This is a genomic window from Oligosphaera ethanolica (assembly GCF_030814695.1).
GTDB classification, from domain to species: Bacteria; Verrucomicrobiota; Lentisphaeria; order Oligosphaerales; family Oligosphaeraceae; genus Oligosphaera; species Oligosphaera ethanolica.
Window position 1 is genome coordinate 3,073,441 of the sequence record NZ_JAUSVL010000001.1, and the last position, 26,533, is coordinate 3,099,973.

The following is a 26,533-nucleotide window of genomic DNA, read 5'->3' on the forward strand; positions in this document are numbered from 1 at the left end:
GCCGGGCAACCGGTCAGTGTACACCCAGGCGCTTCGCTGGGACAATGTGCCGGAAACCCACGGCCAACCGCCGTCCAGCCATTACATAAGGGTGGCTAACTAGGCAGCGGGTTTCATAGGAGCAATGCTCTTCACATAGCATGCGGCAATCGCCGGCGATGAGTTGATTGGTAACCATGCACATGATCATTCGCCGAGGTTTTGAGCACCGAAGGTGCGCCCTAAGATAGCCCAGGGCAAGCGCCCGCAGGGCGCGTCGCCCTGGGTAAGGTGCCCCAACCCAAAAGAGCCCTGAAAGGGCGGCCTAAAAGACTTGCGACGAAGGGTTACAGCGCAAAATTGCCGCAGCAATCAATGAGTTCCATTGCCTCTTTGGCTCCAGTCAGCTTCGCCGACTGGGGCCAAAGAGGCTGAGGAACACGGACCAATATGGCGCGCTACCCAGGGCGGCGCGCGCCTTCGGCGCCGCTTGCCCTGGGCTGGTATGTTTCGCGCTTTCAGCGCTTCTGCCGCTTCGCGGCGGAAATGCACGACGAGAAAAGGCTGCTTGGTTGAAACAACAAGTGCCAAGGATACCGTTAAATGAAGAGCATCGGTTTCATAGGAGTGATGGATATTGAATGCCAGGCATGCCGCCGCCGTCAACCCTAGGTAAGCAAGTGAGGCGTGACGTGTCAAGCCAATGTGGCGCCCTTCAGGCGCAATCCGAACTTATTGTCACACCCCGGGTTGCGTCGCCCTTCGGGCTCCTCACCCGGGGTTACGCATGGTACGGCCCTCCGGGCCGAACTTGGCCGATCTGACGACGTGCTTTGTCCGCTCCGGGCCGAATGCCACCATCATTCAAAGGCTATTTTTTTGCGCCGTAGGCGCTTAACCATGCTTACCCCCCAGGCTTTTGCTTGGGGGCGCAGCCTACCAACAGACGGTGCCTTGTAGAGGCACCACAGTTTTGGTTGTCAATCACTGGCCGATTACCGGGGCCTGGCCGTTTTTTCCCGCGTGGGGAGTGTCAGCGGGGGCGCAGGGGTTATCTTATGGGCGCTGTATTCGTCCGCAGTGACTACCCCTTACTCCTTCTTCATCACCACAACGGAGCATCACCATGGCAGAGTACGCCGTGTCGAATCTTCTGACGCCGCTGTCCCTCAAACAGACGCTCATTGCCGGGCCCATTGGCGAGCTCATGGAGAACTTTTTTGAGCAGCGCATACGGTCGCGTCATGGTCGCGAAGTGGTCTATCAGGAAGCCGAGGACGCCTTCAAGAACCAGCTGGACGACGAGTCGGGCGTGGTCGGCATCTGGCAGGGGGAATTCTGGGGCAAATGGATGATCAGCGCGGCCCGGGTCTGCGAGTACGAAGACGACGCGGCGTTGCGGGAGTTCATCCGGCAGGCGGCGCATCGGCTGATGGCCTACCAGCGCGCTGACGGCTATATCGGCACCTACAAGAACTCGCTGCTGGTGATTGCGCCTTCGCGTGAAGAGGGCAAGAAGGTCATGGGCTGGGGGTGCAACTGGAACTGGAATATCTGGTGCCGCAAGTACACCCTGTGGGGACTGCTGGAGGCCCATCGGCTGCTCAATGACGCGAGCATTCTGCAAGCGGCCATCCGCCTGGCGGATCACCTCATCGTTGAGCTGCGCGACAACGGCATCTGGATCGGCGACACGGGCACTTTCCTGGGCATGCCTAGCTGTTCCATTCTCAAGCCCATGCTGCAGTTGTATCGGGTCACCGACGATCGGCGCTACCTGGATTTCGCCAGCGCCATCATCGCCAGTTGGAACGACCCCAGCGGCAAAGCGCCCAATCTCATTGCCAACGGCCTCAGCGGCAAGCCCGTCCACGAATGGTATCCGCGGCCGCCGGAGTGGGCGAAGGTCTATGAGATGCTGTCGTGCCTGGATGGCATCCTGGAATACCATCGCGTAACCGGTGACCAAAGTTGCCTGGAGGCCGTCGAGAAGGCCCACGCGGCGATGTGGGAGCACGAGCAGAACCAGATGTTCAGTGTGGGCTATAACGACATCTTCAACCACGCCGCCAGACAGATCAACGCCATCTCCGAGCCCTGCGACGCTATTCATTTTATGCGCGTGACCTACGAGCTCTTTGCGCTCACCGGCAAACGCCACTACATGGACGTTTTTGAGCTGACCTACCTCAACGCCTTTCTGGCCGGAGTCTATCGCGATGGCATGTGGGGCTCCCGCGGCGTGCGCAGTAGTGCCAGGCACATGACTGTGGCGGAGCAGGCAAAGCTCCAGCACAATCATTGCTGCGTCAACAATATGCCCCGCGGCTTCATGAATGCCGCGCAGGCCGCCGTGATGAAAAGCGCCGACGCCATCGTGGTTAATCTCTATACCGACGCCCAGGCATCGGTCGATATCGCTGGCGGGACTGTCTCGGTCGTTATCGGCGGCAGCTATCTGCTGGACGGCCGGGCGCAGATAGACTTTAGCAGCACGGCGCCAACGCCGGTCAAGCTGCGCCTACGGGTGCCGGCGTGGAGCCACGCTAGCGCCATGCAGAGCGACGGGCAGGCTATCGATATCAGCGGCAAGGACTACGCCGAGGCGACACTACCCGCCGCCGGCAAGCTGCAGCTGCAGCTGCATTTTCACGCCAAACCGCAGATTCGCCATTTCGCGCACCCGGTCGCCGCGCTCGACAAGAGCGACTGGTATGCCGTGCGCTGGGTCAACGCCGGCGTCAGTATCGGCGAGGTGCCCTTCGAGAAAATGATCAGCGAACCCAGGTGCACTCTGCAGTACGGGCCGCTGCTCCTGGCACGAAGCAAATTCATCGGTAATAGCGAAAAGGAAATGTTTGACGCCGAGAGCATCGCCAAGGGCGACTTCCGCTGCACGCTCACCCCTGCGCAGGACGGACACGTGCGTTGCGCCTTCGATGCCGAATTCGTCGGCGCTGGACGGCGTTTCCGCACCCGCGTCTGCGACTACGCGTCAGCCGGAAACCAAGTCGTCGCCGACACCGCCTTCTTCAGCATCTTCTTCTGACCACCTTACGCGAAAATACTTTTTGCCTTACGCGTAGGCGCGAAGGCGCGAAGAAGGCAGGAAGAGGCGGCATGTCTTGCCGCTGCGCGGCAAGTCACGCCGCCGGGCAGAAGGCGCGAAAGTTCTGTGGCCCACGGCTTGCCGTGGGCTTTTTTTTCCTCACGCGAAGGCGCGAAGGCGCGAAAATACTTTTTGCCTCACGCGAAGGCGCGAAGGCGCGAAGAAGGCAGGAAGAGGCGGCATGACTTGCCGCTGCGCGGCAAGTCACGCCGCCGGGCAGAAGGCGCGAACGTTCTGTAGTTCTGTAGCCCACGGCTTGCCGTGGGCATTTTGTGCATCGCGCGGCGGCGCCATCACTCCATGCCCTGCCGGTAGCTCTGCGGGGCGACGCCGCAGTATTTTTTGAACAGGCGGCTGAAATAGGCCGGGTCGCCGAAGCCGAGTTGGTCGGCGATTTCCGCGATGCTGCTGCGGTCGAATTCCAGGAGCAGCTTTGCGCGTTCGAGTTTACTGGCGATGCGGAAGACCGTTGGCGCCATGCCGGCGTAGGCGTGGAAGAGCTGGCGGAATTTGCTGACGCTGACGTGGCACATCGCCGCGAGTTCGCCGATGGACTTTTCCTGGATCAGCTCTTCCTCCAGGTACTGTATGGCCGGGGCGATATCGGCGAAGGGGCCGCTTGCCAAGACCTGGTGTTTTTCGTGACTGCAGAGGACGGCGAAGAGCTGGTATAGGCAGGCCTTGGCGCGGAGTAGATCAGGCAGAGGCTGATGCCAGATTTCTGCCAGCGCCAGGAAGAGCTGGCGGGAGTCCTTGCTTGGCGGGAAGCGCCGGAGCTCTGCGGACAGACCGAAGGGCGTGCCGTCGTCGAGGCGGAGGGTGAAATTGCAGACGATGGTCGTCGCTGGCTCTTTGTTGCTGGCGATGCCGGCCGGGGTGAATTCCGTGCGGTATTCCGAGGCTAATGGCAGGTACACGACGTCACCCGGATCGCAGCAGAAGGCGCGGCCATCCGGTAGCCAGTACTGGCCGTGGCAGTTGTGGTAAAAAAGCAGGCCGGCAAGGCGTCGTGGCGAGCCCATGCCGCTGTGTGCGCGGTGCGACGTCCACAGCTGGCGAACGACGCGCAGATCCGTAAGCGTAAAGGACTCCCGGCTGAGTTTTTCCGCAGGAATGATCTGCATGGGCGCTCCAGTCACCTTGTGTGCGTTTATGTCGAAAAGTCCAAGAAGAATAACGAATAGGTCATGTCACAGGTAGATATTGGCCAATATATTCGTTGCTGTTTATCCAATTGTCAAGGGCATCGGTAGATGTCCTCTTCGGTGTGTGGCGATAGGTGCAAGCGAGGAGTGGCCATGTTAAGCAGCGACGACATCAAGAGAATTGCGATGAAAGCCGGCGCGGACGTCGTGGGCATTGCGCCCATTGAGCGCTTTGCGGGATTTCCAGCGGACAATGACCCGCATTATGTCATGCCGGAGGCCCGGTCGATGATTGTGATGGGGCATCGGATCATGCGTGGGTCGCTGCGTGGGACGGAGGAGGGCACTTTCCTCAGTCACTATCCGGCCATGGGCGAGGGCTATCTCAACATGGACATTATTCCGCTGACGGCGCGACAGGTTTCGCGGGCTATTGAGGACGAGGGCTACGAGGCGATGCCGATCGGCAATTCCTGCCGTTGGGCGGCGACATCCACCAAGGGCCTGACTCTGGCCGAGAAGGCCGTCTGGCGCGCCAACGACTCCGTGCCGGCACGCCCGGGGCAGCCTGCGCCCGATGTTTATATCGACACCGTCCTGGCCGCCTACCTGGCCGGCTTGGGCGACATTGGTTACAGTGGCACGCTGCTCAATCCCATCTACGGTCCGCGCCTGCGCTTTGGCTGCGTGCTCACGGAGATGGCGCTGGCGGCCGATCCGGTGATGGTGCCCGGTACGCTCTGCAATCGCTGTATGGCTTGTGGGCGGGAATGTCCTGGCAAGGCCATGTCAGCGACCAAGACGGTCAAGCTGAACCTTGGTGGCTACGAGGTCGAGTGGGCCGAGCGCGACGAAGAGGCGTGCAGCTTGGCGTCGGTCGGCGCGGAAAAGACTCGCGATGGCGAAGCGGGCTGCTATCTCGACAGCATTCCCGCCTACAAAGGCCAATACAAGCCATCGGCCATATCGCCGTTCCGGCGGAAGCTCGGGCCGATTTTCACGGACGGCGAGTCCATCTGTGCCGGCAAGGGCTGTATTCGCGCCTGCATGATCTCACTGGAAGAACGCGGCGTCTTGGCGAATAAGTTCGACGCGCCATTCCGGCGGCGTGAGCAGTGGTCGGTGGACTGGGACGGCTACAACTCCGGTCGCCTGGCGAACGGCGAACTGCCGCCCAACGCGGTGAAGCCGCGCGAGAAGGACCGCACCACCATTGACATCAATGAATAAGGCGCGAAAGGACGTGACGGTCTTATGATAGATGCAAAAACGATCAAACAGATTGCGCTGGAAGCCGGTGCGGATGAAGTCGGCATCGCGCCGATGGCCTTGTGGGAAGGCGCGCCGCAGCAGATGGACCCGCGCTATGCCATGCCCCGCGCCAAGTCCATGATTGTCATGACGCACCGCATTATGCGCGGGTCGCTGCGCGGCGTCGAAGAGGGCACCTACTACAGCAGCTACTCTGCCATGGGCTATGGCTATATCAATCAAAAAGTCTTTCCGTGGACGGCTCGCGAGGTCGCTCGCGCCCTGGAAGACGAGGGCTACGAAAGCATGCCGCTGGCATACCATTTCTATGGCGGCGCTATCAATACCAACGACGGCAAGACCTGGAAAAGCGGCGATGGCTTTTCCGTTCCGGTGCGCGCAGGCCTGCCCCGCGCTGACGTGTACATGAGCATACGCATTGCGGCCTTCCTGGCCGGCCTCGGCGAAATCGGCTACAGCAAAGTCTTCCTCAGCAAAAAGTTCGGCCCGCGGGTGCGTATTGGCTGTGTGCTGACGGACATGGAGCTCGAGCCCGATCCGATCATGCCGCCCGGCACGTTGTGCAATCGCTGCCTGGCCTGCGTCAGGCAATGCCCCGGGCAGGCCATTTCCGCTACCAAGACGATGAAAATAAACGTGGCCGGCTATGACATCGAATGGGGCGAGCTGAATGAAGCAGGCTGCAACCGGGCCTTCGTCGGTGCCCAGGCCCTTAGTGGTGACGACGATCCAGCCGATGGCGACTACCTCAAGGCGCCAAAGGGCTTCAAGCCGTCATTCATCTCGCCATTCAAACACAAACCGGACAACATCCACGTTACCGGCCAAGCTATCTGCGGTGGTCGCGGCTGCATGCGCGCATGCATGATATCGCTCGAAAACCGCGGCGTTCTCGACAACACGTTCAAGGAAAAATTCCGCCGGCGCCCGGCCTGGACGGTCGACTGGGCGAAAGTCGGCGAGCCCGGCGCTGCGGCGCCGGAGGCGTAGGCGGACGCGTTGGGTGATGCACAAAAAAACCAATAGGGCTCTTCGCTGGTGGCGAAGGGCCCTTGTTTTGGCTACATTGTGTGTTTTCGCCTTGTTGCGTCGCCATTCCCCAGCCCAGGAGTATTCCATGATATCAGCGCTGCGTTGTGTGTGTTTTTTGTCGTTGGCCGCTGCCGCCCTGCAATCCGCGCAGGTGTTTGATTTGAGTTCGGAGGTCATGCAGACATCGATTTATGCTGGTCGGCCGTCGGTGGACGAGGGCGTGCATGAGCAGTCTGGTCGTCCAGCGCGGATGATTCGCTGGGATGGTGATAATCAGGGTTGGACGGAGATGGCCTTCACCATGCGTGGGCAGCGCATGGAGCACATACCGTTATTTCGCAAGCTGCGGGTGTCGGTTGCGGTGTGGTTGCCCGAGGACGGCAATGCCAACAGTATCGGCCTGCGTTTGCGGGATGGTGACGACGAGATTTACCAGCATCGCCTGGAGATCGCGAGTGGTGTGGCCGGTTGGCAGACCCTGCAGTGCGAGATTGACGCGGCCAAGCCCAGCACATCGCGCTGGGGCGGTATGAATGGGGGCAACAAGGTGCAGGATCAGCCGCTGAATTTCTATGGGCTGTCCATTGGCTTTCGGGACAAGACCCGCGGTGGGCAGATCGGTCTAGGGGCGGTGACGGTCGAGTTGCTGGATGCCGATATTACCTTCACGCTGGACACGGGCGACCCGCTGTTCTGGGTCATGGACGGCAAGCAGCCGCAGCTTTTTGCCGTCAATCCGACGGTGTTGCCCCGGCAGGAGAAATGCCACGTGCTGGTCACCGGGCCCTTTGGCGAAGAAGTCCTGCGCCAGGAACTCGCGTTGGACCTGCCGGCCGACGCGACGGTGAAGGCGCTGGACTTGCCCATGCCGGAGCGCTATGGCGTGTACCACATTCGCTGGGGAACGGCGCCATTGGCGGCGTCGAACCGGCCACAGGCAGCGTACATCCACATGGCCAAGGCCGCTGGGCCGACCTTTACGCCCAACAAGACTTTCGTGTTCGGTATTTGCGACCACCTCGAGCGTTATTCGCCTGCGACCAAGGAACTCATTGTGCTGGCCGCGGCGCGCTGCGGCATCAAAGTCATGCGTGGCTCGGCATGCTGGTCGCATGTCCAGCGCACGCCTGACAGCTGGGATTTCACCGAGCCGGATTCGCAGCTGGAACTGCTTGACCGCCATGGCATCGCTTTTGAGCCGATTTATAGCGGTAATACCCGCTGGGCTACCGCCAAAGACTGGCAGCCCGTCGTGGAAGGCCGCCCCGGCCGCGGCCAACGGCCGGATTATGACGCGTGGCGCAACTACATCGCTCGTTTTGCCGAACGCTATCGCGACCGCATTCCCTACGTCGTGGTCTGGAACGAGCCCGACCTGGCCAGCTTCGCCAATTTCCCACCGGAGGACTATGTCAAGCTGCTGAAACTGGCCTACGAAGCCACCAAGGAAAACGCGCCGAACATCCAGGTGAAAATTGCTGGTTTTGCGGGGTTGGACGCGCCTTATCCAACGCGCAGCGCCGCGCCGAAGTACTTGGAGACCGTGCTGGCGCAGGCGCAGGGCTACTACGACATTTTCTGCATTCACATGCACGGGGCGGCTTACAATTACTTCCGGCGCATGCCGGTGATGGCCGAAATGCGCGCGCGGTATGGCGATGACAAACCGTGGTTCTCCAATGAAACCGGCATTACGTCCATCGGCCGCACCAGCGAGGTCAATCAGGCAGAGACGCTGGTACAGAAGCTGCTGGTAGCGTGGGCCCACGGTGCCGCTGGCTACAGCTGGTACAACCTGTATTCCAAGGGGCGCGACCCCAATGACGGCGAGCACAACTATGGCATTATCACGGCGGACTTCCACCCGAAATCCGCATACGCTACCTACACCATGCTGACGAACTACTTTGCTGACGGCGAGTTTGTGTCCAAGTCCGGCGGCAACGACTACAGTCTGATGTTGTTCAAAGACCGGGATGGCAATTGGCTGCTGCCGTATTGGTCTTGGGGCCGCGCGCCGTACTCGCTGTTCATTGCTGGCATCAGCGGCAAGGCCGTGATGGTCGATATCTTCGGCAATGAAACGCCGGCGGCGCTCGACCAGGGAACGATCGTGCTCACGGCTGACGCGCGTCCGGCCTTCCTCAAAATCAGCGGGCAGGCGGCGGCGCCGTTGCCCGTCGGCGACATCATTCAGCAGGACGAGGACTTTGTGATCTTCCCCGGGCAGACGCAGTCTTTCTCCTTTGCTTTGGAGAACAAAACGACGGCGACGATTGACTACCGCTACCGCTTTGTGCCGCAGGCCGGTCTGACGGTGATGCCCGACCAGGGGCAAGCAACGCTCAAGGCGGGCGGGCGCGTTGTCATGCCGGTGACCTTCGCCGCCGCTGCAGATTTCAGCGGTCGCGAGACCGTGGTGGAAATCTCCGCTGGCGATCAGTGGCGTCTGTCTTTGCCGCGCCGGCTTAACCACGGCGTGGTGCTGCCTGCTGGCGAATTCCCTGTCGAGCCGCAGTTCGTGATGGAAGACAAGGCTCAGGTGCAGCAACTGGTGCCCTTCGAACCTAGCTGGCAGCAGCTCTTCTGGCGCGGGCCCGAGGATCTCAGCGCGAAGGCGTGGCTGCGCAGCAGCGACAGCGCCTTCGTCGTCAAAATCATCGTGCAGGACGATATGCATTGCCAGCCATTCAGTGGCACCAATATGTTCCAGGGCGACAATGTGCAGCTTGGGCTGCAGGTCCCAACGCAGGACACGTTTTGGGAAATCGGCCTGAGCCACCGCGATGATGGCGCCAGCGAGGTCTTCATCTGGTCGGCGCCCAAGGGCTTTGACGCGGCGGCTGCCGCCAAGCAGATCCACCTGGAGACTAGCCGCGATGACGCTGCCAAGACCACCACGTACATCGCGGAGCTGCCCTTTGCGGTCCTGGGTGCTGAAACCGCCGCCGGTCAGCGGCGCTGCCGTTTCAACTATCTGGTCAATGACTGTGACGACGGCAAGACTCGCGAAGGCTACATGCAGCAATTCCCTGGCATCGGCGGCGAGAAGTCAGCAAAGCAGTTCATGCACCTGACCTACTGAGGAAACGAGAGGCACAGCGAATCGTGTCGTAACTCGGCGTTTATGCTGGGCGCGGTGACTACTTATCCCAGGGGTAGGTGATTTCGACGGGTTTGCCGCCGAGGCGCGCCGACTCGCCGGCGAAGATACCGGGGAGGGTCATGCGCAGGCCGGCGCGGAGATCGATGGGGGCCTGTTTGGCGCCGTTACGCAGGGCATTGATGAAGGTGAAGGCGAGATATTCGTCAGCGCCGCCATGTCCGAGACTGCCTTGGAGGTCTTTGGGCAGCATGGCATCGAGGCTATCGGGTTTGGTGCCGACGGCGATGGCCTGCAGCTGGTCGTTCCAAGGCTCGTCCGTCGATTTGAATAGCACTTGTTCGGGTATGGGGCCGCGTTTGTTGAGGCGTTCGAAGTAGCCTTTGGTGCCGTAGACCTTGTAGGAATGCCCTTGTGGGCCGTGAGTGATGAACGAGCAGGTCTGCCGCACGACGACGTTACTGGGCGTTTGGTACAGTGCGATCTGGGCGTCGTGTGCGTAGGGTTCGCCGCTGATGTGGCTGCCGGTGTCAACGCACACCACGCTGCGCAAATCCTCGTCCAAAATGGACAGCAGCGGCCCCAGCGAATGCGTGCAGTAGCTGATCGGGCCGGGCTTGTCTGCTGACGGCAGGCGCCAGGGCGTTTCCTTCCAGAGATAACGGCAGTCGTGGATATACTCGGCTTCCAGCTGGTAGGGCTTGCCCAGCAGGCCCTGCCGCCAGAGCTCCTGGAGTTTGAGAACAAAGCCGTAGCCACAGGTGGTTGCGCCGGTCATCAGCAGGGCCTGCGAGCGCTTTTGCGCGTCCCAGAGCATGTCCGCTTCCGCGCTGGATGCTACCGAGGGAATATCGGAATAGACGTGGATATTGCGCGCCAACGCCTTGGCGCAGAATTCCGCGTGGCAGCGCGCCGGCGTCTCCACCAGCACGATGTCCGGCTGGGCCTTGTCGAGCATGGCGTCAAAGTCGTCGTAGAAGACTGCGTCCGGGAAGAGCTTGGCCATGGCGGGGTTGTCGCCGCCGGCGCCGTGGCTGTCCTCGTAGAAGAGCTCCGGCCGCAGGTCGCAGGCGGCGACGCCGACCACGCCCGGCAGGCAACGGCAGAACTGCTTGAACATGAAGCGGCCGCGATGACCAAGGCCGACGACGCTCAGTTTATACTCACGCATGCTGCAAATGCCTCCTGCTGGGGACGGTTCGTCGACTTGATCGGACGGATCGGACGGATCAGACGGATCAGACGGATCGGACGGATCGGACGACTTGATCGGTCCGATGATCTGACCGATCAGGGAGCTCAGCCACATCTTCTGCTAATGTGGCGTAGTCTTGGCGCAATGCAATCGGCGTTTATATTGACGGTGCCGTGTCGCATCATGTTGGCAAAGAGAGCCGAGAAGCAAGGAACCAGCCCATGCAAATGGATGTCCTCATTGAAAACGCGTTGTATCTGTTGGCCTTGCTCAATCCAGTCAGCAAGGTGATGTTTTTGGCGACCTACGAGCCGTCGTTGAATCGCCAGCAGATAGTCGAGTTGTCGTGGAAGTCGTCGGTTGCGGCGTTGATCATTCTCACCGTGCTGGCGGCGGCGGGGCAGATGATCCTCACGGACATCTTTCGCATCGAGCTGTATTCGCTGCGCATCACCGGCGGGCTCATACTCTTTTTCATCGGTTGGCATGCCGTACGCGAAGGGCGTTTCATGAACCGCCGGCATCAGAGCATCAAGCAGGATTTCACCGAGTTGTCGCTGGTGCCGCTGGCTGCGCCGCTGATTGCGGGGCCGGGGACCATTGCGGCGGCCATATCGTCCACGGCGGAATTTGGGCTGGGCCTGACGGCGCTGGCGCTGTTGCTGGCCGTCGCCATCAATTTTGTCTTCATGCTGTTTTCGCTGACTATCAACCACGTGTTTGAGCGCACGCATTTGTTGGGGCCGCTGATTCGCCTGACGGGACTGATCATCGCCTCCGTGGCCGTGCAGATGGTTATTACCGGTCTGCGTGATAGTAATTTGTGGTAACCCGGCGCGGATACTATCGCCTGCCAACTGCCAGAAGTGTCAGTATCCTGCTTTCACGATGTGAACCATGATTATTATTTCACTTGCGCTCTTGAGTTTTTCCGAAATAATGTTACAATCTTACCTGTACATAGCTTCAATTTTTTGATGGTAACAAATTACTAGCAACAGCAACACTACAAAGAACGGGGTGTGGCATGAACAAGAAGTTTTCCCGAGTAATAATGTTTACCCTCATTGAGCTCCTGGTGGTCATTGCCATCATCGCGATTTTGGCGGCGATGCTGTTGCCGGCTTTGAGTAAGGCCCGTGCCAAGGCTCGGGCGATCTCCTGCACCAGCAATCAGAAACAGATCGGCCTTAGTGTTGGCATGTACGCTGATGACAATGAGGACTTTTTCCCCTTCACGGGCTGGTTCAGCTCTGGCACGCCGCCGAAAAATCTGTCCATTCCGCCGCAGCAGTTGATCTATGGCTATGCGGGTGATAAGAAGATGTTCCAGTGCCCCGGTGACCCGGCTTTGGACAAGAGCAAGACCTACACCAGTCCCTATGCGATCAACGCCAGCATCTCGGTTCGTGCGAGCTACTGGTGGGAATTCGCCAACCGGCCGGATTTCCAGGATCGGAATTACAGCTACATGTTCAATGAGCGCACGCTGACGGCTGCCATGCGGCGTCTGCAGGTCGTTCAGCCCTCCAATCTCGGCTACAGCTGCGATGGCTGCATTGTTCCCAACGGCAATACCTGGGCGGTGATCAACGTCTATGACGCCAGCAGGACCGGCTGGAATATCCGCTTGGACTTCCTGCATGGCGACTACGTGAATTTCCTCTATGGCGACGGCCACTGCGGACAGGTCAAGCCCCAGGCGTGGTCTTACGTCGGCTCGGCTGCCACCGACGTGAAGTAAACGCGCCGTAAGGACTCTCGTCTGCATGCCCCCGCTGGCAGCCCCTGATGTGGTTGCCAGCGGGGGCATGATGTTTTACTGATAAGCGTTTTTGGGTGCTGTCCGCAGCGGTTTTGTGTTATATATGCGCTTGAGCGTTTGCGATTTAGCTAAGAAGTATTACCCTTTGTTAATTGTCATAAATGTGATATTTGTCTATGCAATTGAACACAACTAAGCTGGAGGTAGCAATGCCCCGACGTGCGTACCGAGTACTGGCTTTCACCCTTATTGAACTCCTGGTGGTGATTGCGATTATTGCGATTTTAGCGGCGATGTTGTTGCCGGCTTTGAGCAAGGCCCGCGCCAAGGCCCGGGCGATCTCCTGTACCAGCAATCAGAAGCAGATTGGCCTGGGCGCAGCGATGTACGCTGACGATAATACGGACTTTTTCCCCTTTACGGGCTGGTACAGTACTAACACCCCGCCCAAGAGTTTGTCCATTCCGCCGCAGCAGCTGATTTTAGGCTATACTGGTGACAAGAAGATGTTCCAGTGCCCCGGCGACCCGGCTTTGGACAAGAACAAGGCCTACACCAGCCCCTTCAACAACACCGTTCTGCCGGTGCGGACGAGTTACTGGTGGGAGTTTGCCAATCGGCCGGATTTCCCCGATAAAAATTACAGCTACGCCTTTAACGAGCGGACCCTGACAGCTGGCATGCGGCGCCTGGAAGTGAGCAAGCCTAGTAATCTCGGCTACAGTTCGGACGGCTGCATCACTCCCAGTGGTTACCGCTGGGAGCATATGAATGTCTATGATTCCAGCCGTACAGGCTGGAACATCCGCTTGGATTTCCTGCACGGCGATCAAGTCAACTTTGTTTTTGGCGATGGTCACTGTGGGCAGGTGCGCCCTCAGGCAACACGCTATGTTGGTTTTCTAGCCACGGACTGAGTGCACAACGGCTTGGTGTCCCAGCAGACACAAGAATAATCGCAAAACCGCCGGTGACGGATATGGAACGTCACCGGCGGTTTTTGTTTGCTGCTGCTGGGTGGCGCACTTCTTGGCGGTAGCATGGAGACCTAGCCGTCCGGGGAGTCACATGTGGCCCTAGGGTGGCGCAGTCCAGAGGGGAGTGGATGCCTGGCCGTCCGGGGAGTCACATATGGCCCTAGGGTGGCGCAGTCCAGAGGGGAGTGGATGCCTGGGCGGCAGTTGAACCCTCGCGTACAGCGATACAGGTGCATGGCGGGTATTGTTTCAGCCTGCTCGCACGCACCCAACGAGTTGTCGCGTATACCGATACCAGCGCCTTGACGGCAGGCAAGCAGTCGTGCGTGCGCTGCTGTCATCACGGCTTTTTGGGTGCTTCGCGGAATTCCTTTTCGGCGACATTGACCCAGCAGCAGCCGCAGCGGCAGTCCTTGCCGCGGTTGCAGGTGCCGAAGTTGTCCTGCCAAGGCAGGGGTTTGAGGGAATGATCCACAAGTGTTTGTAGCGTGGCGTATTCTGGATCGTCTTTGCTGGCGAAGGCGCTCTGTTGCCACTGGCCCCAGCCGCCGGCGGCGAGTGCCAGTGGCGCCATCAGGGCGCGGCTTTCGGCGGTATTGGCGGGATTGACCAGGCAGTGGAAGGGTTGTTTGGCGATATCGTCGCCGAAGCGCCGGGCGAGGGCGTCACGCAGGGCCTTTTCGCCGTCGGGGTCGGGCTGGCGTTGTTCAGGGCGATTGAAGGAATAGTCGCCGTAGTATTGGGCGTTGAGATCGAGCCAAGCGACGACACGGCTGAATTCGTCCGGGCTGAGTTCAACGCCGCCGTGTTTTTGGCGCAACAGAGTGGCGAGTTTGCCTGCGCGGGCGAAATAGTCGTCGGGGACGCTGCTGACGGTTTCCTTGTTCCGGTAGGCGATTTTAACCAGGCCGTCTTTGCCGACCAGGGCGTTATGGGAGCGGCTGTAGCCGTGGTCGGGTATGCCGCTGAGGTCGATATTGCCAGCCTTGCGTTGCAGGCCGTGGCAGCTAATGCAGTGGCGGTCGAGTACGGGCTGAACGCTGCGCGCGTAGCTGAAGCCGCCTTCGTACTGCGGTCCCGGCGGTGGTTGGATGGGGCGCAAGGCCACCTTGCTCTTGCCGGCGGCTTGTGGTGGTGCGCTCAGGCGGTGTTCATGGCAACCCACGCAGGAGAGATTTTCACCTGGGTGGAGGTAGATGAAGGAGCGCATGGTGAGGACGGCCAGGCCATTTTCGTCCAACGCCTGGAGCTGCAATGGCACGCCAGCGGGCGCCTGGAAGGCCGCGGCGCCGTCGTCGTCGATGGCGACCGTGCCGAGGATGCCCTTAATGATCTCGTTGTTGGCGCGGCTCAAAGCCGGTTTGGCGCGGGTGGGTTGGAGATAGATCCGGTTCACGCGCAGACTGTGAATGGGGGGCAGGGGCACTGTGCTGACGCGGACGTCCTTCACGAACATCGTACCCTGGTTGCTGGCGGGTTTATCGGGAAGAATGGACGCGAGTACGGGTGGCTTTGGCCGTGGGCGCACGGGGATGGGCGAGTAGGATGACATGCCTGGGTCGTGGTAGATCCGTTCACGGCCGCCCAGGCGATCGATCAGGTAGATACCATAGGCGCCATCGCGTTGAACGCTGCCTTCAAAGGCCAGTGGATCTTTCATGTACGCAGCTAGGAAGAGATCGTCGGTGATGGGGAAAGGACTGATGAAGGCCCCTGTGGGGCGACCTTCGGTTTCGGGGAAGGGCACGTCTGGGGTTATGCGGGTGAAAGGCGTGTCGCCATCCTGGCCCTTGCGGACGTCCACGGTGATGACCGACCCGGCCGTGTAGGAATGATGCGCCATGGCGGTGCAGACAACCAGCGGCGAGCCGGGAATCGCCAGGGTTTCGGAGGTCATGCAGGGATTGCGCGTGTAGGAGCCGTAGTAATGCGCCGTGCCAGTGCCGTCTGGCCGCATCGTCCATAGGCCCTGGTAGATCGTGTCGTGGCGGTTGATGTAGTCCCAGCGGGTGTAGACCAGTCGGCCATCGTTGAGCACGCTGGGCTCCCACTCGTTCGCTTCACCGAAGGACAGTTGGCGGATGCCGCTGCCGTCGAGCTTGCCGCGATAGACCATGTAGGCCGGCGTGTAGCGCGAGCCGTGGCAACGGCCGAAATTCTGCGAGCGGGTGGAGATGAAGACCATGTCGCCATCAGGCAGGTAGCAGGGGTCGAAGTCTTCGATGAGGACGGTGCGTCGGCCATCGGCGCCGGCCATGTCGTCTTGGCGGGTGCCGGTGACTTGCCGGACTTGATGTGTGTCGAGGTCGTATTCGTAGATGAGGAAGCGGTGCCGTTCGCGGTTGGGATTACTGCTGTCGCAGTAGGAAAAGAGCACGCGTTTGCCGTCGTAGCTAATGTCCGGATGGGTGGCGACTCCCGGCGGCAGCTTGTCCTTCAGCAGGTACTGCGGGGACGGTGCGGTCTTCCAGTTGCGCAGCAACACCAGCCCCGGCCCCGGCCGCCGATGGCGGCCGAGGTACTGATCGCACATGTGGCTGTAGCCCGGCGGGGGACTCTGGGTGATGAGGATATCGGCAAAATCCAGCGCGGGGTGCATCATGATCAGCTGTCGGCGCAGGGCGCGACAGCCGTCGACGAGCTCCGCGATGGTCAGCGCGTCGCTATCGGCTTGTGCGCGCATCGCGGTGTAGCGCTGCTGCAGCGCCGCGATGTCGTCGCGGAGCGCAGTGACGTCGCGGAGTTTTTCGAGCATGGCGACGCTTCGATCGGCGAGAGCGAAGACCTCATCGCCCTGGGCGACGGTCTTACTCGTCTTCAGGCAGCGTTGGAAGAGGTCGAGGCGGGCGGCGGGGCTGTTGTCGGCGCCGGAATTTTTGAGTTTGGTGAAGGTCGCGCGCAAGGACTGGTCGTGGGGCTTGAGGCCGTCCAAGAGCGCGATGATCGCCTGTTCTTCGAAGGCCGGATTGTCCTCTGCGAGCAGCCATTCGCGGTTGGGCTTGCCGCTGGCCTTGCCGAAGGCCTTGCATTCGTCAGCGAAATCCCGTTCGATGAGTGCCCACAATGAGCTGGCGAGGCTGGCGCGATCCAGTCCTGGCAGCACCCGGAAACGGCTGCTGCCCATGCGGCGGCCGGAGAGCGCGATGCCTACGCACGCCTGGAGTTTGACGAAGTCACGGCCGTGTTCCTTCTCAAGCGCCTGGAGATCAAAGAAGAGGCGGCTTTCGGCGTGGGCGAAAAAGCCGGTCTTAAAGGCCTTCTCGCCGATCTGCAGGGGCTTGCCATCGCCGTCTTCATTGAGGCGTACCCGTTGCCAGCCGACCTTGGCTTGCGTGGGCGTGCATTGAGTGAGGGGCAGGGCGCCACCAGCGCTGTCGATGAGCACGGGGTCGCACCAAGCGGCGTGGTCGCAGTTGATGTTGTCGCCGCCGTCGTCGGCGATCAGCCAGAACTGCGTGTAGGCGCTGATATCGACGTCGATTGCCAGAGCCGGGTCTTTGCCCAGAACGACTGGGCTGGTGAAGGACGCCGCCGTCGCCGGCGCGGCCATTTCGTGCAGGCGCTGGCGAGTCGCGAGCATCGTCGCCGCCCAGCTGTCCCGCAGCTGGTAGCATGCGGCGGCTTCCAGCTCGTTGGCGTGGCTGACGGCAAGGCCGCAGATCAGGCCGGCGCTGGCAAGGATTACACGCAGGGGCAAGGCAGGGCAAAAACGAGTCATGGCAAGTGTCCCTATGCAAGCAGGAGAGCTGTGGTTTCCTTGACACTAGGTGTGCGGTTGTTCGTCTTTGGCGATGTGCGGAATCGGCACTTAGAAATGACGCTCAGGCGAGCGGATAATTAAGCAAGATAGGAAGCATTCCACCTATTGCAAGCAGAAACACGCCCTGCCGGCCAGGAAATGAAGTAGACACCAAACTCGAGGGATGAAAACGCCAGCGCCGCTCGGCTGACTTCGCTACGCTCGGCAACGCCGGCGGTGGCAACGGTGGCGGGGGTGTGGTCATGGTAGAAGGTCGTCGATGGTGTAACCGAAGAGCTGCAGTTTGGTGCGGAGCTGTGCGTCCAGGCGTGGCAAGTCGGCCGGGTAGACGGAAATGAGTCGTTTACCTTCTTGCTGGTAAAGGGTCTGCTTTTTGTACATGCTCATTTTGTACTGTGGCGTGCTCAGCCCCCAGTATTCAATGTACACATCGACTTCGGGCAGATAGAAATCCGGGCGGATTTGGAATTCGCCGATGATGCGAAATTTGGCGTCGTAGCGGTAGGTGATGCCGCGGGTAGTCAGCCAGTCGGCGATGCGGCGCTCGCCTTGGGATTGCACTACGGTGCCATCCTGGGTGGCGATGGTCTTGTTCAGCTCTACCTTCACCTCGAAATTGCGCCGTTGCAGGAAGACCTCGTCGAAACAGCGGTCGCAATATGGGCGTTGGAAGGCCTGTTGGGAGCGGGCAAATTCGTCGGCCGTGAGCACGCTGTGGCAGCGTTGACAGTAGTGGATGCTGCTTGCGGCCGCGATGCGCAGCGCCTCGTCGATAAATGTGGCGGCGGCTGCTGCGTCCCGGCGAATGTAGTCTTTTTCGGCCGGGTTGGTGGCCATGTCGCGCAAATCTGCCAGGTAGCAGCTGGCCGCAGTGCCGTAGGCCTTCAGGGCTTTGATGGCGTATTGGCGCGTTTGCGTATGTGGATCGCAACGCGCGATTGGGCCCAACGCGGTGACGGCCGCGTGCTTATCCACGCCCAGCCAGGCCAGTTTACCCAAGGCTGATGCCGCTAGCCGGCGCACGTTGGCAGATGATGAGCGCAGCATGGCCAGTAGTTCGCCGAAGGCCGCGGTTTCGCCGTCGCGGCCGATTGCGACGGCCCGATCGGACAGGCGTTTTTCAAGCTGCCTGTCCATCGGGTTTTTCATGGCGCCAGCCTTCTCATGGCTTCTATCACTTATGCGACGGTGGCGTTTTCTGTGGGTTCTTGCTGTTTGTCGAGGAAGGCGATGCAGTCCTGGACGCGGATCAGGGCGGTATTCTGGCCGGGGGCGCCGTCGCGTTTTTTGCTGATAATGTCGTAGATGAACGAGCTGAGGCGCTCGGAGACGACCTGGTAGCTAGTGACCGTCGCCTGGCTTGGATCGAGTATCTTGTTACCTTGGGCGGTGAGGCTATCGTGGGTGGTGATTTCCTTGACCTGGATGGCCTTGGCGTAAGAGATGCCGTCTTGCCCTTTGCTACGTATGACGAGGTAGTCCTCGGGGCTGCAGACGAAGACCTGCAGGAGCGTGTCATCGCTGTTCCAGCCGCCTTTGAAAGGCTGGTTCTTTTTGCCGGGCAGCTTTTTGCCGATGTTGCTGACGGCATTGACGTTGCCGCTGGCGTAGCACTGCAACAGCTGGTACTTGCTCTTGCGGTGTTCCTGAGTGAGCTGCAGGGCGGCAACGGGCACCGGGTCGCTGACGATTTTGCCGAACTGTCGGTCGCCATCGGGAAGGAAGCTCAGGGTGCCCCAGTTTCTGGTATCGCTCTTTGGCGGCTGAACGAGGGCAACGCTGCCCGTGAGTTCGGTAAGGCGGGGCGCATCAGGCAACGTCGCGGTGGCCGGTGCCGGCGCTTTGGCGGGCTGGGGGTGCAGCTGTTGCTGGTTGCGCATTTTCTGCAGGATGAAAGATGTGATGTCGCCGTTTATCAGCAGTCGGGTGCTGTTGCCGGCGCGGACGAAAAGACGGGTGCCGCCGTGAAAGATTGGCGTGCTGGCGGCTTTGACGACGACTTCGCAGAAGACCCGCTGGTTGGAGGAGTCAGCCGGATCATCGACTTTGTAAAAACGGACGGTCACCAGGGAATTGGCGAAGTCGCCGAGGACGGTGCTGATGGCGTTGCGGAGCTTCAGTTCATAGCCGTCGGTGCTGGTCTTGTACTGGCCATTGTATTGGTCGTTCCAGTCTTCATTCAGTTTCGGCAGGTCGCCTTCAATGCCGCAGACGTCGCCACTGTCAGTGACACCGATGAAGAGCGAGCCGCCTTGGGAGTTCATAAAACTGGCGATGGTCCGCATGATGGTTCCGCGAAGCTGCTTGTCAAAAATGGATTGGTGCCTGCTGGCGGCTGGGGGATTTTTGTCGCGGGGTGGGAAGACGATGGTGCTTTTGAATTCACGCCGTTCGTCTTCGCGGCCGAAGTCGGTACTTTCGGCCTGGCGGATTTTCTGGATGTCAGACAGGCGCGTGCCGGGGTACTGCAGGCAGAGCCAGCCTTCCGGGGTGATCTCGCCGATTTCCAGGCGGATGCTGTCCGTGTTGGGTGCCGCGTCGTCATTTTCCAGGTAGAAGCGGTGCCAGAAACCGCGTGTTTTGTCAACTAGCTGGAGGTACTGGCGATTATTTTCATCGGGCTTCACCTTGCGGATGGTGAAATCATACTTTTGCCCGACTTTGAAATTGGCGCCGACGATGGCGGCGTGGCGGTTCTCGACGAGGGTCAGATAACTCTTTCTGATATCTTGGACGACGAGGGACAATTTGTCACCAAGCCTAAGTTCCGTGGCTGATTCGTGGTTGTAGTGTTCGATGCCGTTGGCGATGTCCTTCAGGGTGTATTTGCCCGTGCTGTCCTTGCCGATGACGGCGAATTCGTAGGTGAAGCCAGGCACGTAGATCAGCGGCAGCAACCAGGCGCGGTCCTGGACTAGTTTCGGGAATTGCTCGTCCTGGTCGAGGCGATTGGGTATGAGGTCTTTGACCAGGCAGCGGATCTTTTTGGGGAATCGTTCTGGCGGCATGGCGATTTGGCAGGGATAGGCCTTGACGCGAAAGGAGAAGTGGGGGAAGCCGGGCAGGGTGTTCTCGCCGTTGTATTTCAGATAGATGAAGACATTGCCATTGTCTTCTTCTTCTAGGCCGGCAGAGTCAAAATCGTAAAACTGATTAATTGCGAAGGTGCCCATAGTCTTCCTTTCATCTCCCTTGCTCGTGACAATGCAGCGCCATGCGTGGCGAGCTGCGCCGGTACTGTAGCCACGTCAGCACAAAGCGCAAGGATGATGGGAACTGGGCGTGGACAATTGGTAATCGGTCAGTGAGTTCCATTGCGCCTTTGGCCCCAGTCAGCTTCGCCGACTGGGGCCAAAGGCGCCGAGGAACACGAACACAAATGGCGCGTTACCCAGGGCGACGCGCGCCTTCGGCGCAGCTTGCCCTGGGCTGGTATGTTTCGCGCTTTCAGCGCTGCTGCCGCTTCGCGGCCGGAGCTTCAGGCGCCTTTGCCTCCGCCTGGGGCTCCACGGCTGAATTATTTATCACTCCTATGAAACCCGCTGCCGCGAAGGTCGGCGGAAATCAAGGTCCAATGGCTGGGCGGCGACTGGCCGTGTGTTTCCGGCACATTATCCCCGGTGTTTTCCCCAACGAGGTGGTTACTCCCATGAAACCCGCTGCCGTGAAGGTCAGCGGTAATCAAGGTCGAATGGCTGGGCGGCGACTGGCCGTGGGTTTCCGGCACATTGTCCCCGGTGTTTTCCCCAACGAGGTGTATACTGACCGAGTACCTTTTCGCGTCGTCGGGCAGTCATTGATACGCCGTTATTGCCAGCGCCGCTCACCTACGCACAAGAGGGACATGACTCAGGTGCAATATCGCTCGCCGCCGCGATAAAGCGGGCATCTGAGCGACGCGATCGGTTCACCAGAACTCACAACGATGAATACCCAAATCACACGAACAAGACAGCTCAAATCATACTGATCCACAATTTACTGTTATTCGGCGTTTTTTTTGCTTGTCAATGGGCGATTTTTTGACTATTTTTCCTGCGGTTCTTGAAATCAGCCCCCCCACCGTAGGGGGCCCCCATCCTATGGTCGCGCGCGCGAAGCGGGCTGTGCTTAAGCCGTGGTCCACACGGTATCAATGACTCCTATGAAACCCGCTGCCGCGAAGGTCAGCGGTAATCATGGTCGCGCGCGCGAAGCGGGCTGTGCTTAAGCCGTGGTCCACACGGTATCAATGACTCCTATGAAACCCGCTGCCGCGAAGGTCAGCGGTAATCATGGTCGAATGGCTGGGCGGCGGTTGGCCGTGGGTTTCCGGCAAATTGTCCCCGGTGAATTCCCAGCCGGGGTGGTTACTCCTATGAAACCCGCTGCCGCGAAGGTCAGCGGTAATCAAGGTCGAATGGTTGGGCGGCGGTTGGCCGTGGGTTTCCGGCAAATTGTCCCCGGTGAATTCCCTGCCGGGGTGGTTACTCCTATGAAACCCGCTGCCGCGAAGGTCAGCGGTAATCAAGGTCGAATGGCTGGGCGGCGGTTGGCCGTGGGTTTTCGGCAAATTGTCCCCGGTGAATTCCCAGCCGGGGTGGTTACTCCTATGAAACCCGCTGCCGCGAAGGTCAGCGGTAATCAAGGTCGAATGGTTGGGCGGCGGTTGGCCGTGGGTTTCCGGCAAATTGTCCCCGGTGAATTCCCTGCCGGGGTGGTTACTCCTATGAAACCCGCTGCCGCGAAGGTCAGCGGTAATCAAGGTCGAATGGCTGGGCGGCGGTTGGCCGTGGGTTTTCGGCAAATTGTCCCCGGTGAATTCCCTGCCGGGGTGGTTACTGACCGATTGCCCAGCGGCGTACTGGGGGCTAGACGCGCAGGAGGCCCAGCGAGACTGCATGTGTTTCAGCAGCCACGCAGCGCGGCGAGCACTTTCTGCAGGTCAGCGAGTAGATCGGGTGTGGGCGGCTGGAGGTGATTGGCGGCGTAGTCCAGGCCGAGTTTGTCCCATTTGCTGCGTCCCATCTCGTGGTATGGCAGCAGTTCCATGCGCTCGATGTTGAGGCCGGCGACCAACGCGGCTAGGTCGCGCATGGCCTCCGGGCTGTCATTAAGGCCTTTGGCGACGACTTGGCGGACCCACACGGGGCGCTGACTCGCGCGGAAATCCGCAATGAGCTGCAATAGTGTCGAAAAGGCGTCGCGGCCGGTGACGGCCTGCCACAACTCGGCGTTGGCGGCTTTGATGTCAAGGATGACGATGTCCGCCAGGTCGGTGGCCTGCCGGCAGACGTCGTTCCAGACGCCGCCACCGGTGTCGATGGCGCTGTGCACGCCGAGGCGTTGGCATTCGCGCAGGATTTCCAGGCAGAACGCCGCCTGCAGCAGTGGTTCGCCGCCGGAGAGGGTGACGCCGCCACGGCGGCCGAAGTAGGGCATGAAGCGCCGGATGCGCTGGCTGATGTCTGCGACGCTGGTCGGCTGCCCGGCGGCGGTTTCCCAAGTGTCGGGGTTATGGCAGTAGCAGCAGCGTAGCGGGCAGCCCTGCAGGAAGATGACCAGGCGCAGCCCGGGGCCGTCCAGGGCGCCGAGGGTCTCGTAGGAATGGACGTGGCCGCTTGTCATCAAGGATGCCTTTCGGAGGACTGGTTGGCGGGCTTTTTGCTTTAATATCGCAGTTGGCCGTTGCCGCGGACCTGCCATTTGTAGGTGGTAAGTTCGCGAGGGCCGACGGGGCCTCGCGCGTGCAAGCGGCCGGTGCTGATGCCGACGACGGCGCCCATGCCGTAGTCGCCACCGCCGGAGAGCCGCGTGGAGGCGTTGACCAGCACAGACGCCGAGTCCACCCGCTCCAGGAAGAGCTTGGCTGCCTGCAAATCTCTGGTGACGATGCCGTCCGTATGACCCGACCCGTGGCGGTTGATGTGGGCGATGGCAGCGTCCAGGCCGTCGACGACCCGGATGGCGAGGATGGCATCGAGGTACTCCGTATCCCAATCGGCGGGCACTGCCGGCTTGAGTTCGGGCAGAATGCGCCGGCAACGAGCGCAGCCGCGCAGTTCGACGCCTTTGTCCTGTAGGGCCCGGGCGATTGCGGGCAGTAGGGTTTTGGCGCCGGCGCGGTCGATCAGCAGTGTTTCGAGGGCATTACAGACTTCGACGCGCTGGCATTTCGAGTTGACGGTCAGGGCTACGGCCATGGCCGGGTCGGCGTCGGCGGCGAGATAAAGATGACAGATGCCGTCGTAATGCTTGATGACTGGTATGCGGCTTTGGCTACTGACTGCACGAATGAGCTCTTTGCCACCGCGCGGGATGATGACGTCGACGTAGCGATCCAGGCGCAGAAGCTCACGCACGGCCTGGCGATCGGGACAGGACGGCATCTGCACGGCATTGGCCGGCAGGCCCTGTGCGGCGATGGCGTCCTGCATCAGTGACACCAGCAGCGCGTTGCTCCGCCAGGCTTCGGAACCGCCGCGAAGGATGACCGCGTTGCCGCTTTTCAAGGCCACTGCCGCCGCGTCCGTGGTCACATTGGGCCGCGCTTCGTAGATGATGCCGATGACCCCCAGGGGCACGGACACTCGGCTGACTTCCAAACCCGACGGCTCGGTATGCCCTTCCAGGACAATGCCCAGTGGGTCCGGCAAGCGCGCCGCCTCACGTAGGCGATCGACCATGTAGGCGAAGATTTTCTCCGTGATTTGCAGGCGCTTGAGGAATGCCTGGTCGGCGTGCGCCGCAGCGGCCGCGCGGAGGTCGTCCTCATTCGCCGCCATGACGGCGTCATGCGCCGCCGCCAGATTCGCGGCCATGCCCTCGATCGCCGCCTGGCGGACGGTCGCCGCCGCGGCGCCGAGCTCGCGTGACGCGGCGCGCGCATTGCGGCCAATCTCCATCATCTGCTGTTTGATGCTTGCCATACGCTGCGCTCCGTGGTGCTGTGGCTAACGTTACAGCTGCTTGTGGTAGGTGCGGCTGATGACCTCTTCTTGCTGTTTGCGGCTCAGCGCGGAAAAATTGACGGCGTAGCCGGAAACGCGGATGGTCAGGTTGGGGTATTTCTCCGGGTTGTCCATGGCGTCGATGAGCTTCTCGCGATTGAGCACATTGACATTGAGATGGTGTGCTTTTTGCGAGAAATAGCCGTTGAGGAGGGCGACCAAGTTGTCCTGCTGATCTTTGAGCTCACGCCCGAGGGTCTCCGGCACGATGCTGAAGGTATTGGAGATGCCGTCACGGCAAGAGTCGTAACAGAGCTTGGCGGTGGAGTTCAGCGAGGCTAGCGCGCCGCATTTGTCCCGCCGGTGCATGGGATTGGCGCCGGGCGCGAAAGGCTCGCCTTTTTTGCGGCCGTCGGGCGTGCTGCCGGTTTTTTTGCCATACACCACATTGGAGGTGATGGTGAGGATGGATAGCGTGTGCTCGGCGCCGCGGTAGGTCGGCGTCTTGCGCAGTTCGCCGATCAGCTCGTCGCAGAGCTCGCGAGCGATGCTGTCGGCGCGGTCGTCGTCATTGCCGTAGGCGGGGAAATCGCCCTCGGTCTTGAAGTCCGTGACCAAGCCGCGTTCGTCCTTGATGGGCGTCACTCGCGCGTACTTGATGGCGCTGAAGGAATCCGTCGTGACCGACAAGCCCGCGGCGCCGAAAGACATGAAGCGCTCGACCTGTGTGTCGTGCAGCGCCATCTGGATTTTCTCGTAAGCGTACTTGTCGTGCATGAAATGGATGACATTCATGGTGTTGACGTAGAGGCGCGACAGCCACTCGAGGTAGCGTTGGTAGCGCCGGCGGACGTCGTCGAAGTCCAGCACGCCGTCGCCGATGACCTCGCCGACCGGGCCGATCTGCTCGCCGCTGACTTCGTCGCGCCCGCCATTCAAGGCCATCAGCATGACTTTCGCCAGGTTGCAGCGCGCGCCGAAGAACTGCATCTGCTTGCCGACTTTGGCGGCGGAAACGCAGCAGGCGATGGCGTAGTCGTCGCCAAAACGCTCGCGCATGAGATCGTCATTTTCGTACTGCAGCGAGTCGGTCTCAATGGACAGCTTGGCGCAGAAGTCCTTGAAGGGCGCCGGGAGTTTCTCGGCCCACAGCACGGTCAAATTCGGTTCGGGAGCGGCGCCGAGGGTGCGCAGGGTGTTGAGAAAACGGTACGAGCTCTTGGTCACCAACGTGCGGCCATCAATGCCCATGCCGCCGATGGCTTCCGTGATCCACATGGGGTCGCCAGCAAACAGCTCGTTGTAGTCCGGTGTGCGCAGCTGCCGCGCCATGCGCAGCTTCAGCACAAAGTCGTCGATGATTTCCTGCGCGCCGCTTTCATCCAGCTCGCCGGCGGCGATATCGCGCTCGAAGTAGATATCAAGGAAGCTGCTGACGCGCCCGAGCGACATCGCGGCGCCATTCTGCTCCTTGATCGCCGCCAGGTAGGCGAAGTACAGCCACTGCGTGGCTTCGCGGGCGGTGCGGGCCGGGTCGGCGATGTCGTAGCCGTAGGCGGCGGCCATCTCCTTGAGCTTGCCTAGGAAATTGATGTGCCGGTACACTTCCTCGCTGAGGCGGATGGTCTCTTCGTCCATATTGCCCTGGCCGAGGGCGAGTTTGTCGGCCTCTTTTTGTTTGATGAGCGCATCGACGCCGTAGAGCGGCACGCGGCGGTAGTCGCCGATGATGCGGCCGCGGCCGTAGGCGTCGGGCAGGCCGGTGATGACGCCACTGCGGCGAACCGCGCGCATTTCGGGCGTGTAGACGCGGAAGACGCCGTCGTTGTGGGTCGTGCGATACTGGAAATGTTCCAGGACCTTCGGTGACAGCTCAAAGCCGTAGCCTTCGCAGGCCTGCTCGGCCATGCGGATGCCGCCGAAGGGATTGACGCCGCGCTTCAAGGGCCGGTTGGTCTGCAAGCCGACAATCAGCTCCTGATCTTTGTCCAAATATCCCGGCGAATAATTGAGTAGCGACGACACGGTCGTGGTGTCGATGTCAATGACGCCACCGAGCTCCTGCTCCAGCCGCTTGAGCCGTTCGTACTTGGCGTTTAGCGCAGTCGTGCGCGCTGTCGGCCCGGCCAGAAACGCGTCGTCGCCGTCGTAGGGGCGGACGTTGCTTTGGATGAAATCACGGACGTCGATAGTCTGCTGCCAGTTGCCGGGGGTGAACTCTGCCTTGCTCATGATCAGGGCCTCCTTTGCTGCCGCCGCTGGCTTGC

19 protein-coding genes are annotated in these 26,533 nt (G+C 60.7%); 8 read left to right on the top strand and 11 right to left on the bottom strand.

Annotated features, from left to right (window positions below):
• Window positions 1–13 precede the first annotated feature (13 nt).
• The gene (locus J3R75_RS10615) at window positions 14–178 is read right to left on the bottom strand and encodes a hypothetical protein (RefSeq protein ID WP_307261499.1); all 165 of its coding nucleotides are present in this window, start codon (window positions 176–178) and stop codon (window positions 14–16) included.
• A 251-nt stretch (window positions 179–429) separates the two neighbouring features.
• Between J3R75_RS10615 and J3R75_RS10620 the strand changes: the two genes are divergently transcribed.
• Together J3R75_RS10620 and J3R75_RS10625 are read left to right on the top strand one after the other, a co-directional pair.
• Window positions 430–555, top strand: a complete 126-nt coding sequence (locus tag J3R75_RS10620) for a hypothetical protein (RefSeq protein ID WP_307260384.1) — start codon at window positions 430–432, stop codon at window positions 553–555.
• Between the two features lie 550 nt (window positions 556–1,105).
• Complete coding sequence (locus tag J3R75_RS10625; RefSeq protein WP_307261500.1) at window positions 1,106–3,028, top strand: beta-L-arabinofuranosidase domain-containing protein; 1,923 nt, start codon at window positions 1,106–1,108, stop codon at window positions 3,026–3,028.
• A 353-nt stretch (window positions 3,029–3,381) separates the two neighbouring features.
• Here J3R75_RS10625 and J3R75_RS10630 read toward each other — a convergent pair whose 3' ends face one another.
• Complete coding sequence (locus J3R75_RS10630; protein ID WP_307261501.1) at window positions 3,382–4,212, bottom strand: AraC family transcriptional regulator; 831 nt, start codon at window positions 4,210–4,212, stop codon at window positions 3,382–3,384.
• A 174-nt stretch (window positions 4,213–4,386) separates the two neighbouring features.
• On the opposite strand from J3R75_RS10630, the gene J3R75_RS10635 reads away from it, so the two are divergent.
• The 3 genes from J3R75_RS10635 to J3R75_RS10645 all read left to right on the top strand — a co-directional run bounded on the left by J3R75_RS10635 (window position 4,387) and on the right by J3R75_RS10645 (window position 9,622).
• Window positions 4,387–5,463 carry a hypothetical protein gene (locus J3R75_RS10635; RefSeq protein WP_307261502.1) on the top strand — a complete coding sequence of 359 codons (1,077 nt, stop codon included), beginning with the start codon at window positions 4,387–4,389 and terminating at the stop codon, window positions 5,461–5,463.
• A 24-nt stretch (window positions 5,464–5,487) separates the two neighbouring features.
• Window positions 5,488–6,495, top strand: coding sequence for a hypothetical protein (locus J3R75_RS10640; RefSeq protein WP_307261503.1), 1,008 nt, complete (start codon window positions 5,488–5,490; stop codon window positions 6,493–6,495).
• 127 nt (window positions 6,496–6,622) lie between these two features.
• Window positions 6,623–9,622 carry a DOMON domain-containing protein gene (locus J3R75_RS10645; RefSeq protein WP_307261504.1) on the top strand — a complete coding sequence of 1,000 codons (3,000 nt, stop codon included), beginning with the start codon at window positions 6,623–6,625 and terminating at the stop codon, window positions 9,620–9,622.
• Between the two features lie 58 nt (window positions 9,623–9,680).
• Here the strand turns inward: J3R75_RS10645 and J3R75_RS10650 are convergent, their stop codons facing one another.
• Window positions 9,681–10,811: a Gfo/Idh/MocA family protein gene (locus tag J3R75_RS10650; protein ID WP_307261505.1), complete on the bottom strand. Its 1,131-nt coding sequence runs from the start codon at window positions 10,809–10,811 to the stop codon at window positions 9,681–9,683.
• 245 nt (window positions 10,812–11,056) lie between these two features.
• Here J3R75_RS10650 and J3R75_RS10655 point away from each other — a divergent pair, with 245 nt between their 5' ends.
• From J3R75_RS10655 to J3R75_RS10665, 3 genes are all read left to right on the top strand, one after another.
• The gene (locus J3R75_RS10655) at window positions 11,057–11,665 is read left to right on the top strand and encodes a MarC family protein (protein WP_307261506.1); all 609 of its coding nucleotides are present in this window, start codon (window positions 11,057–11,059) and stop codon (window positions 11,663–11,665) included.
• Window positions 11,666–11,862: 197 nt separating this feature from the next.
• Complete coding sequence (locus tag J3R75_RS10660) at window positions 11,863–12,579, top strand: DUF1559 family PulG-like putative transporter (protein WP_307261507.1); 717 nt, start codon at window positions 11,863–11,865, stop codon at window positions 12,577–12,579.
• A 230-nt stretch (window positions 12,580–12,809) separates the two neighbouring features.
• A complete protein-coding gene (locus tag J3R75_RS10665; protein WP_307261508.1) occupies window positions 12,810–13,517 on the top strand; it encodes a DUF1559 family PulG-like putative transporter in 708 nt (235 codons plus the stop codon).
• Between the two features lie 400 nt (window positions 13,518–13,917).
• Here the strand turns inward: J3R75_RS10665 and J3R75_RS10670 are convergent, their stop codons facing one another.
• The 8 genes from J3R75_RS10670 to pflB all read right to left on the bottom strand — a co-directional run bounded on the left by J3R75_RS10670 (window position 13,918) and on the right by pflB (window position 26,498).
• Entirely contained in the window at window positions 13,918–17,295 is a 3,378-nt protein-coding gene (locus J3R75_RS10670; RefSeq protein WP_307261509.1) for an NPCBM/NEW2 domain-containing protein, read from the bottom strand.
• Window positions 17,296–17,577: 282 nt separating this feature from the next.
• Window positions 17,578–18,486, bottom strand: coding sequence for a HEAT repeat domain-containing protein (locus J3R75_RS10675; protein WP_307261510.1), 909 nt, complete (start codon window positions 18,484–18,486; stop codon window positions 17,578–17,580).
• Window positions 18,487–18,515: 29 nt separating this feature from the next.
• Complete coding sequence (locus tag J3R75_RS10680) at window positions 18,516–20,510, bottom strand: AlbA family DNA-binding domain-containing protein (RefSeq protein WP_307261511.1); 1,995 nt, start codon at window positions 20,508–20,510, stop codon at window positions 18,516–18,518.
• 344 nt (window positions 20,511–20,854) lie between these two features.
• A complete protein-coding gene (locus J3R75_RS10685; RefSeq protein WP_307261512.1) occupies window positions 20,855–21,064 on the bottom strand; it encodes a hypothetical protein in 210 nt (69 codons plus the stop codon).
• Between the two features lie 501 nt (window positions 21,065–21,565).
• Window positions 21,566–22,219, bottom strand: a complete 654-nt coding sequence (locus J3R75_RS10690; RefSeq protein ID WP_307261513.1) for a pentapeptide repeat-containing protein — start codon at window positions 22,217–22,219, stop codon at window positions 21,566–21,568.
• A 5-nt stretch (window positions 22,220–22,224) separates the two neighbouring features.
• Window positions 22,225–22,944, bottom strand: coding sequence for a pyruvate formate-lyase-activating protein (gene pflA / locus J3R75_RS10695; protein WP_307261514.1), 720 nt, complete (start codon window positions 22,942–22,944; stop codon window positions 22,225–22,227).
• A 41-nt stretch (window positions 22,945–22,985) separates the two neighbouring features.
• Window positions 22,986–24,245 carry a glutamate-5-semialdehyde dehydrogenase gene (locus J3R75_RS10700; RefSeq protein WP_307261515.1) on the bottom strand — a complete coding sequence of 420 codons (1,260 nt, stop codon included), beginning with the start codon at window positions 24,243–24,245 and terminating at the stop codon, window positions 22,986–22,988.
• Window positions 24,246–24,275: 30 nt separating this feature from the next.
• Window positions 24,276–26,498: a formate C-acetyltransferase gene (gene pflB / locus J3R75_RS10705; protein ID WP_307261516.1), complete on the bottom strand. Its 2,223-nt coding sequence runs from the start codon at window positions 26,496–26,498 to the stop codon at window positions 24,276–24,278.
• Window positions 26,499–26,533 lie beyond the last annotated feature (35 nt).

Excerpts from the sequence above, each read along its gene's own strand:
- J3R75_RS10615 (WP_307261499.1), bottom strand. The coding sequence starts at position 178 with ATGGTTACCAATCAACTCATCGCCGGCGATTGCCGCATGCTATGTGAA.
- J3R75_RS10620 (WP_307260384.1), top strand. The coding sequence starts at position 430 with ATGGCGCGCTACCCAGGGCGGCGCGCGCCTTCGGCGCCGCTTGCCCTG.
- J3R75_RS10625 (WP_307261500.1), top strand. The coding sequence starts at position 1,106 with ATGGCAGAGTACGCCGTGTCGAATCTTCTGACGCCGCTGTCCCTCAAA.
- J3R75_RS10630 (WP_307261501.1), bottom strand. The coding sequence starts at position 4,212 with ATGCAGATCATTCCTGCGGAAAAACTCAGCCGGGAGTCCTTTACGCTT.
- J3R75_RS10635 (WP_307261502.1), top strand. The coding sequence starts at position 4,387 with ATGTTAAGCAGCGACGACATCAAGAGAATTGCGATGAAAGCCGGCGCG.
- J3R75_RS10640 (WP_307261503.1), top strand. The coding sequence starts at position 5,488 with ATGATAGATGCAAAAACGATCAAACAGATTGCGCTGGAAGCCGGTGCG.
- J3R75_RS10645 (WP_307261504.1), top strand. The coding sequence starts at position 6,623 with ATGATATCAGCGCTGCGTTGTGTGTGTTTTTTGTCGTTGGCCGCTGCC.
- J3R75_RS10650 (WP_307261505.1), bottom strand. The coding sequence starts at position 10,811 with ATGCGTGAGTATAAACTGAGCGTCGTCGGCCTTGGTCATCGCGGCCGC.
- J3R75_RS10655 (WP_307261506.1), top strand. The coding sequence starts at position 11,057 with ATGCAAATGGATGTCCTCATTGAAAACGCGTTGTATCTGTTGGCCTTG.
- J3R75_RS10660 (WP_307261507.1), top strand. The coding sequence starts at position 11,863 with ATGAACAAGAAGTTTTCCCGAGTAATAATGTTTACCCTCATTGAGCTC.
- J3R75_RS10665 (WP_307261508.1), top strand. The coding sequence starts at position 12,810 with ATGCCCCGACGTGCGTACCGAGTACTGGCTTTCACCCTTATTGAACTC.
- J3R75_RS10670 (WP_307261509.1), bottom strand. The coding sequence starts at position 17,295 with ATGACTCGTTTTTGCCCTGCCTTGCCCCTGCGTGTAATCCTTGCCAGC.
- J3R75_RS10675 (WP_307261510.1), bottom strand. The coding sequence starts at position 18,486 with ATGAAAAACCCGATGGACAGGCAGCTTGAAAAACGCCTGTCCGATCGG.
- J3R75_RS10680 (WP_307261511.1), bottom strand. The coding sequence starts at position 20,510 with ATGGGCACCTTCGCAATTAATCAGTTTTACGATTTTGACTCTGCCGGC.
- J3R75_RS10690 (WP_307261513.1), bottom strand. The coding sequence starts at position 22,219 with ATGCAGTCTCGCTGGGCCTCCTGCGCGTCTAGCCCCCAGTACGCCGCT.
- pflA (WP_307261514.1), bottom strand. The coding sequence starts at position 22,944 with ATGACAAGCGGCCACGTCCATTCCTACGAGACCCTCGGCGCCCTGGAC.
- J3R75_RS10700 (WP_307261515.1), bottom strand. The coding sequence starts at position 24,245 with ATGGCAAGCATCAAACAGCAGATGATGGAGATTGGCCGCAATGCGCGC.
- pflB (WP_307261516.1), bottom strand. The coding sequence starts at position 26,498 with ATGAGCAAGGCAGAGTTCACCCCCGGCAACTGGCAGCAGACTATCGAC.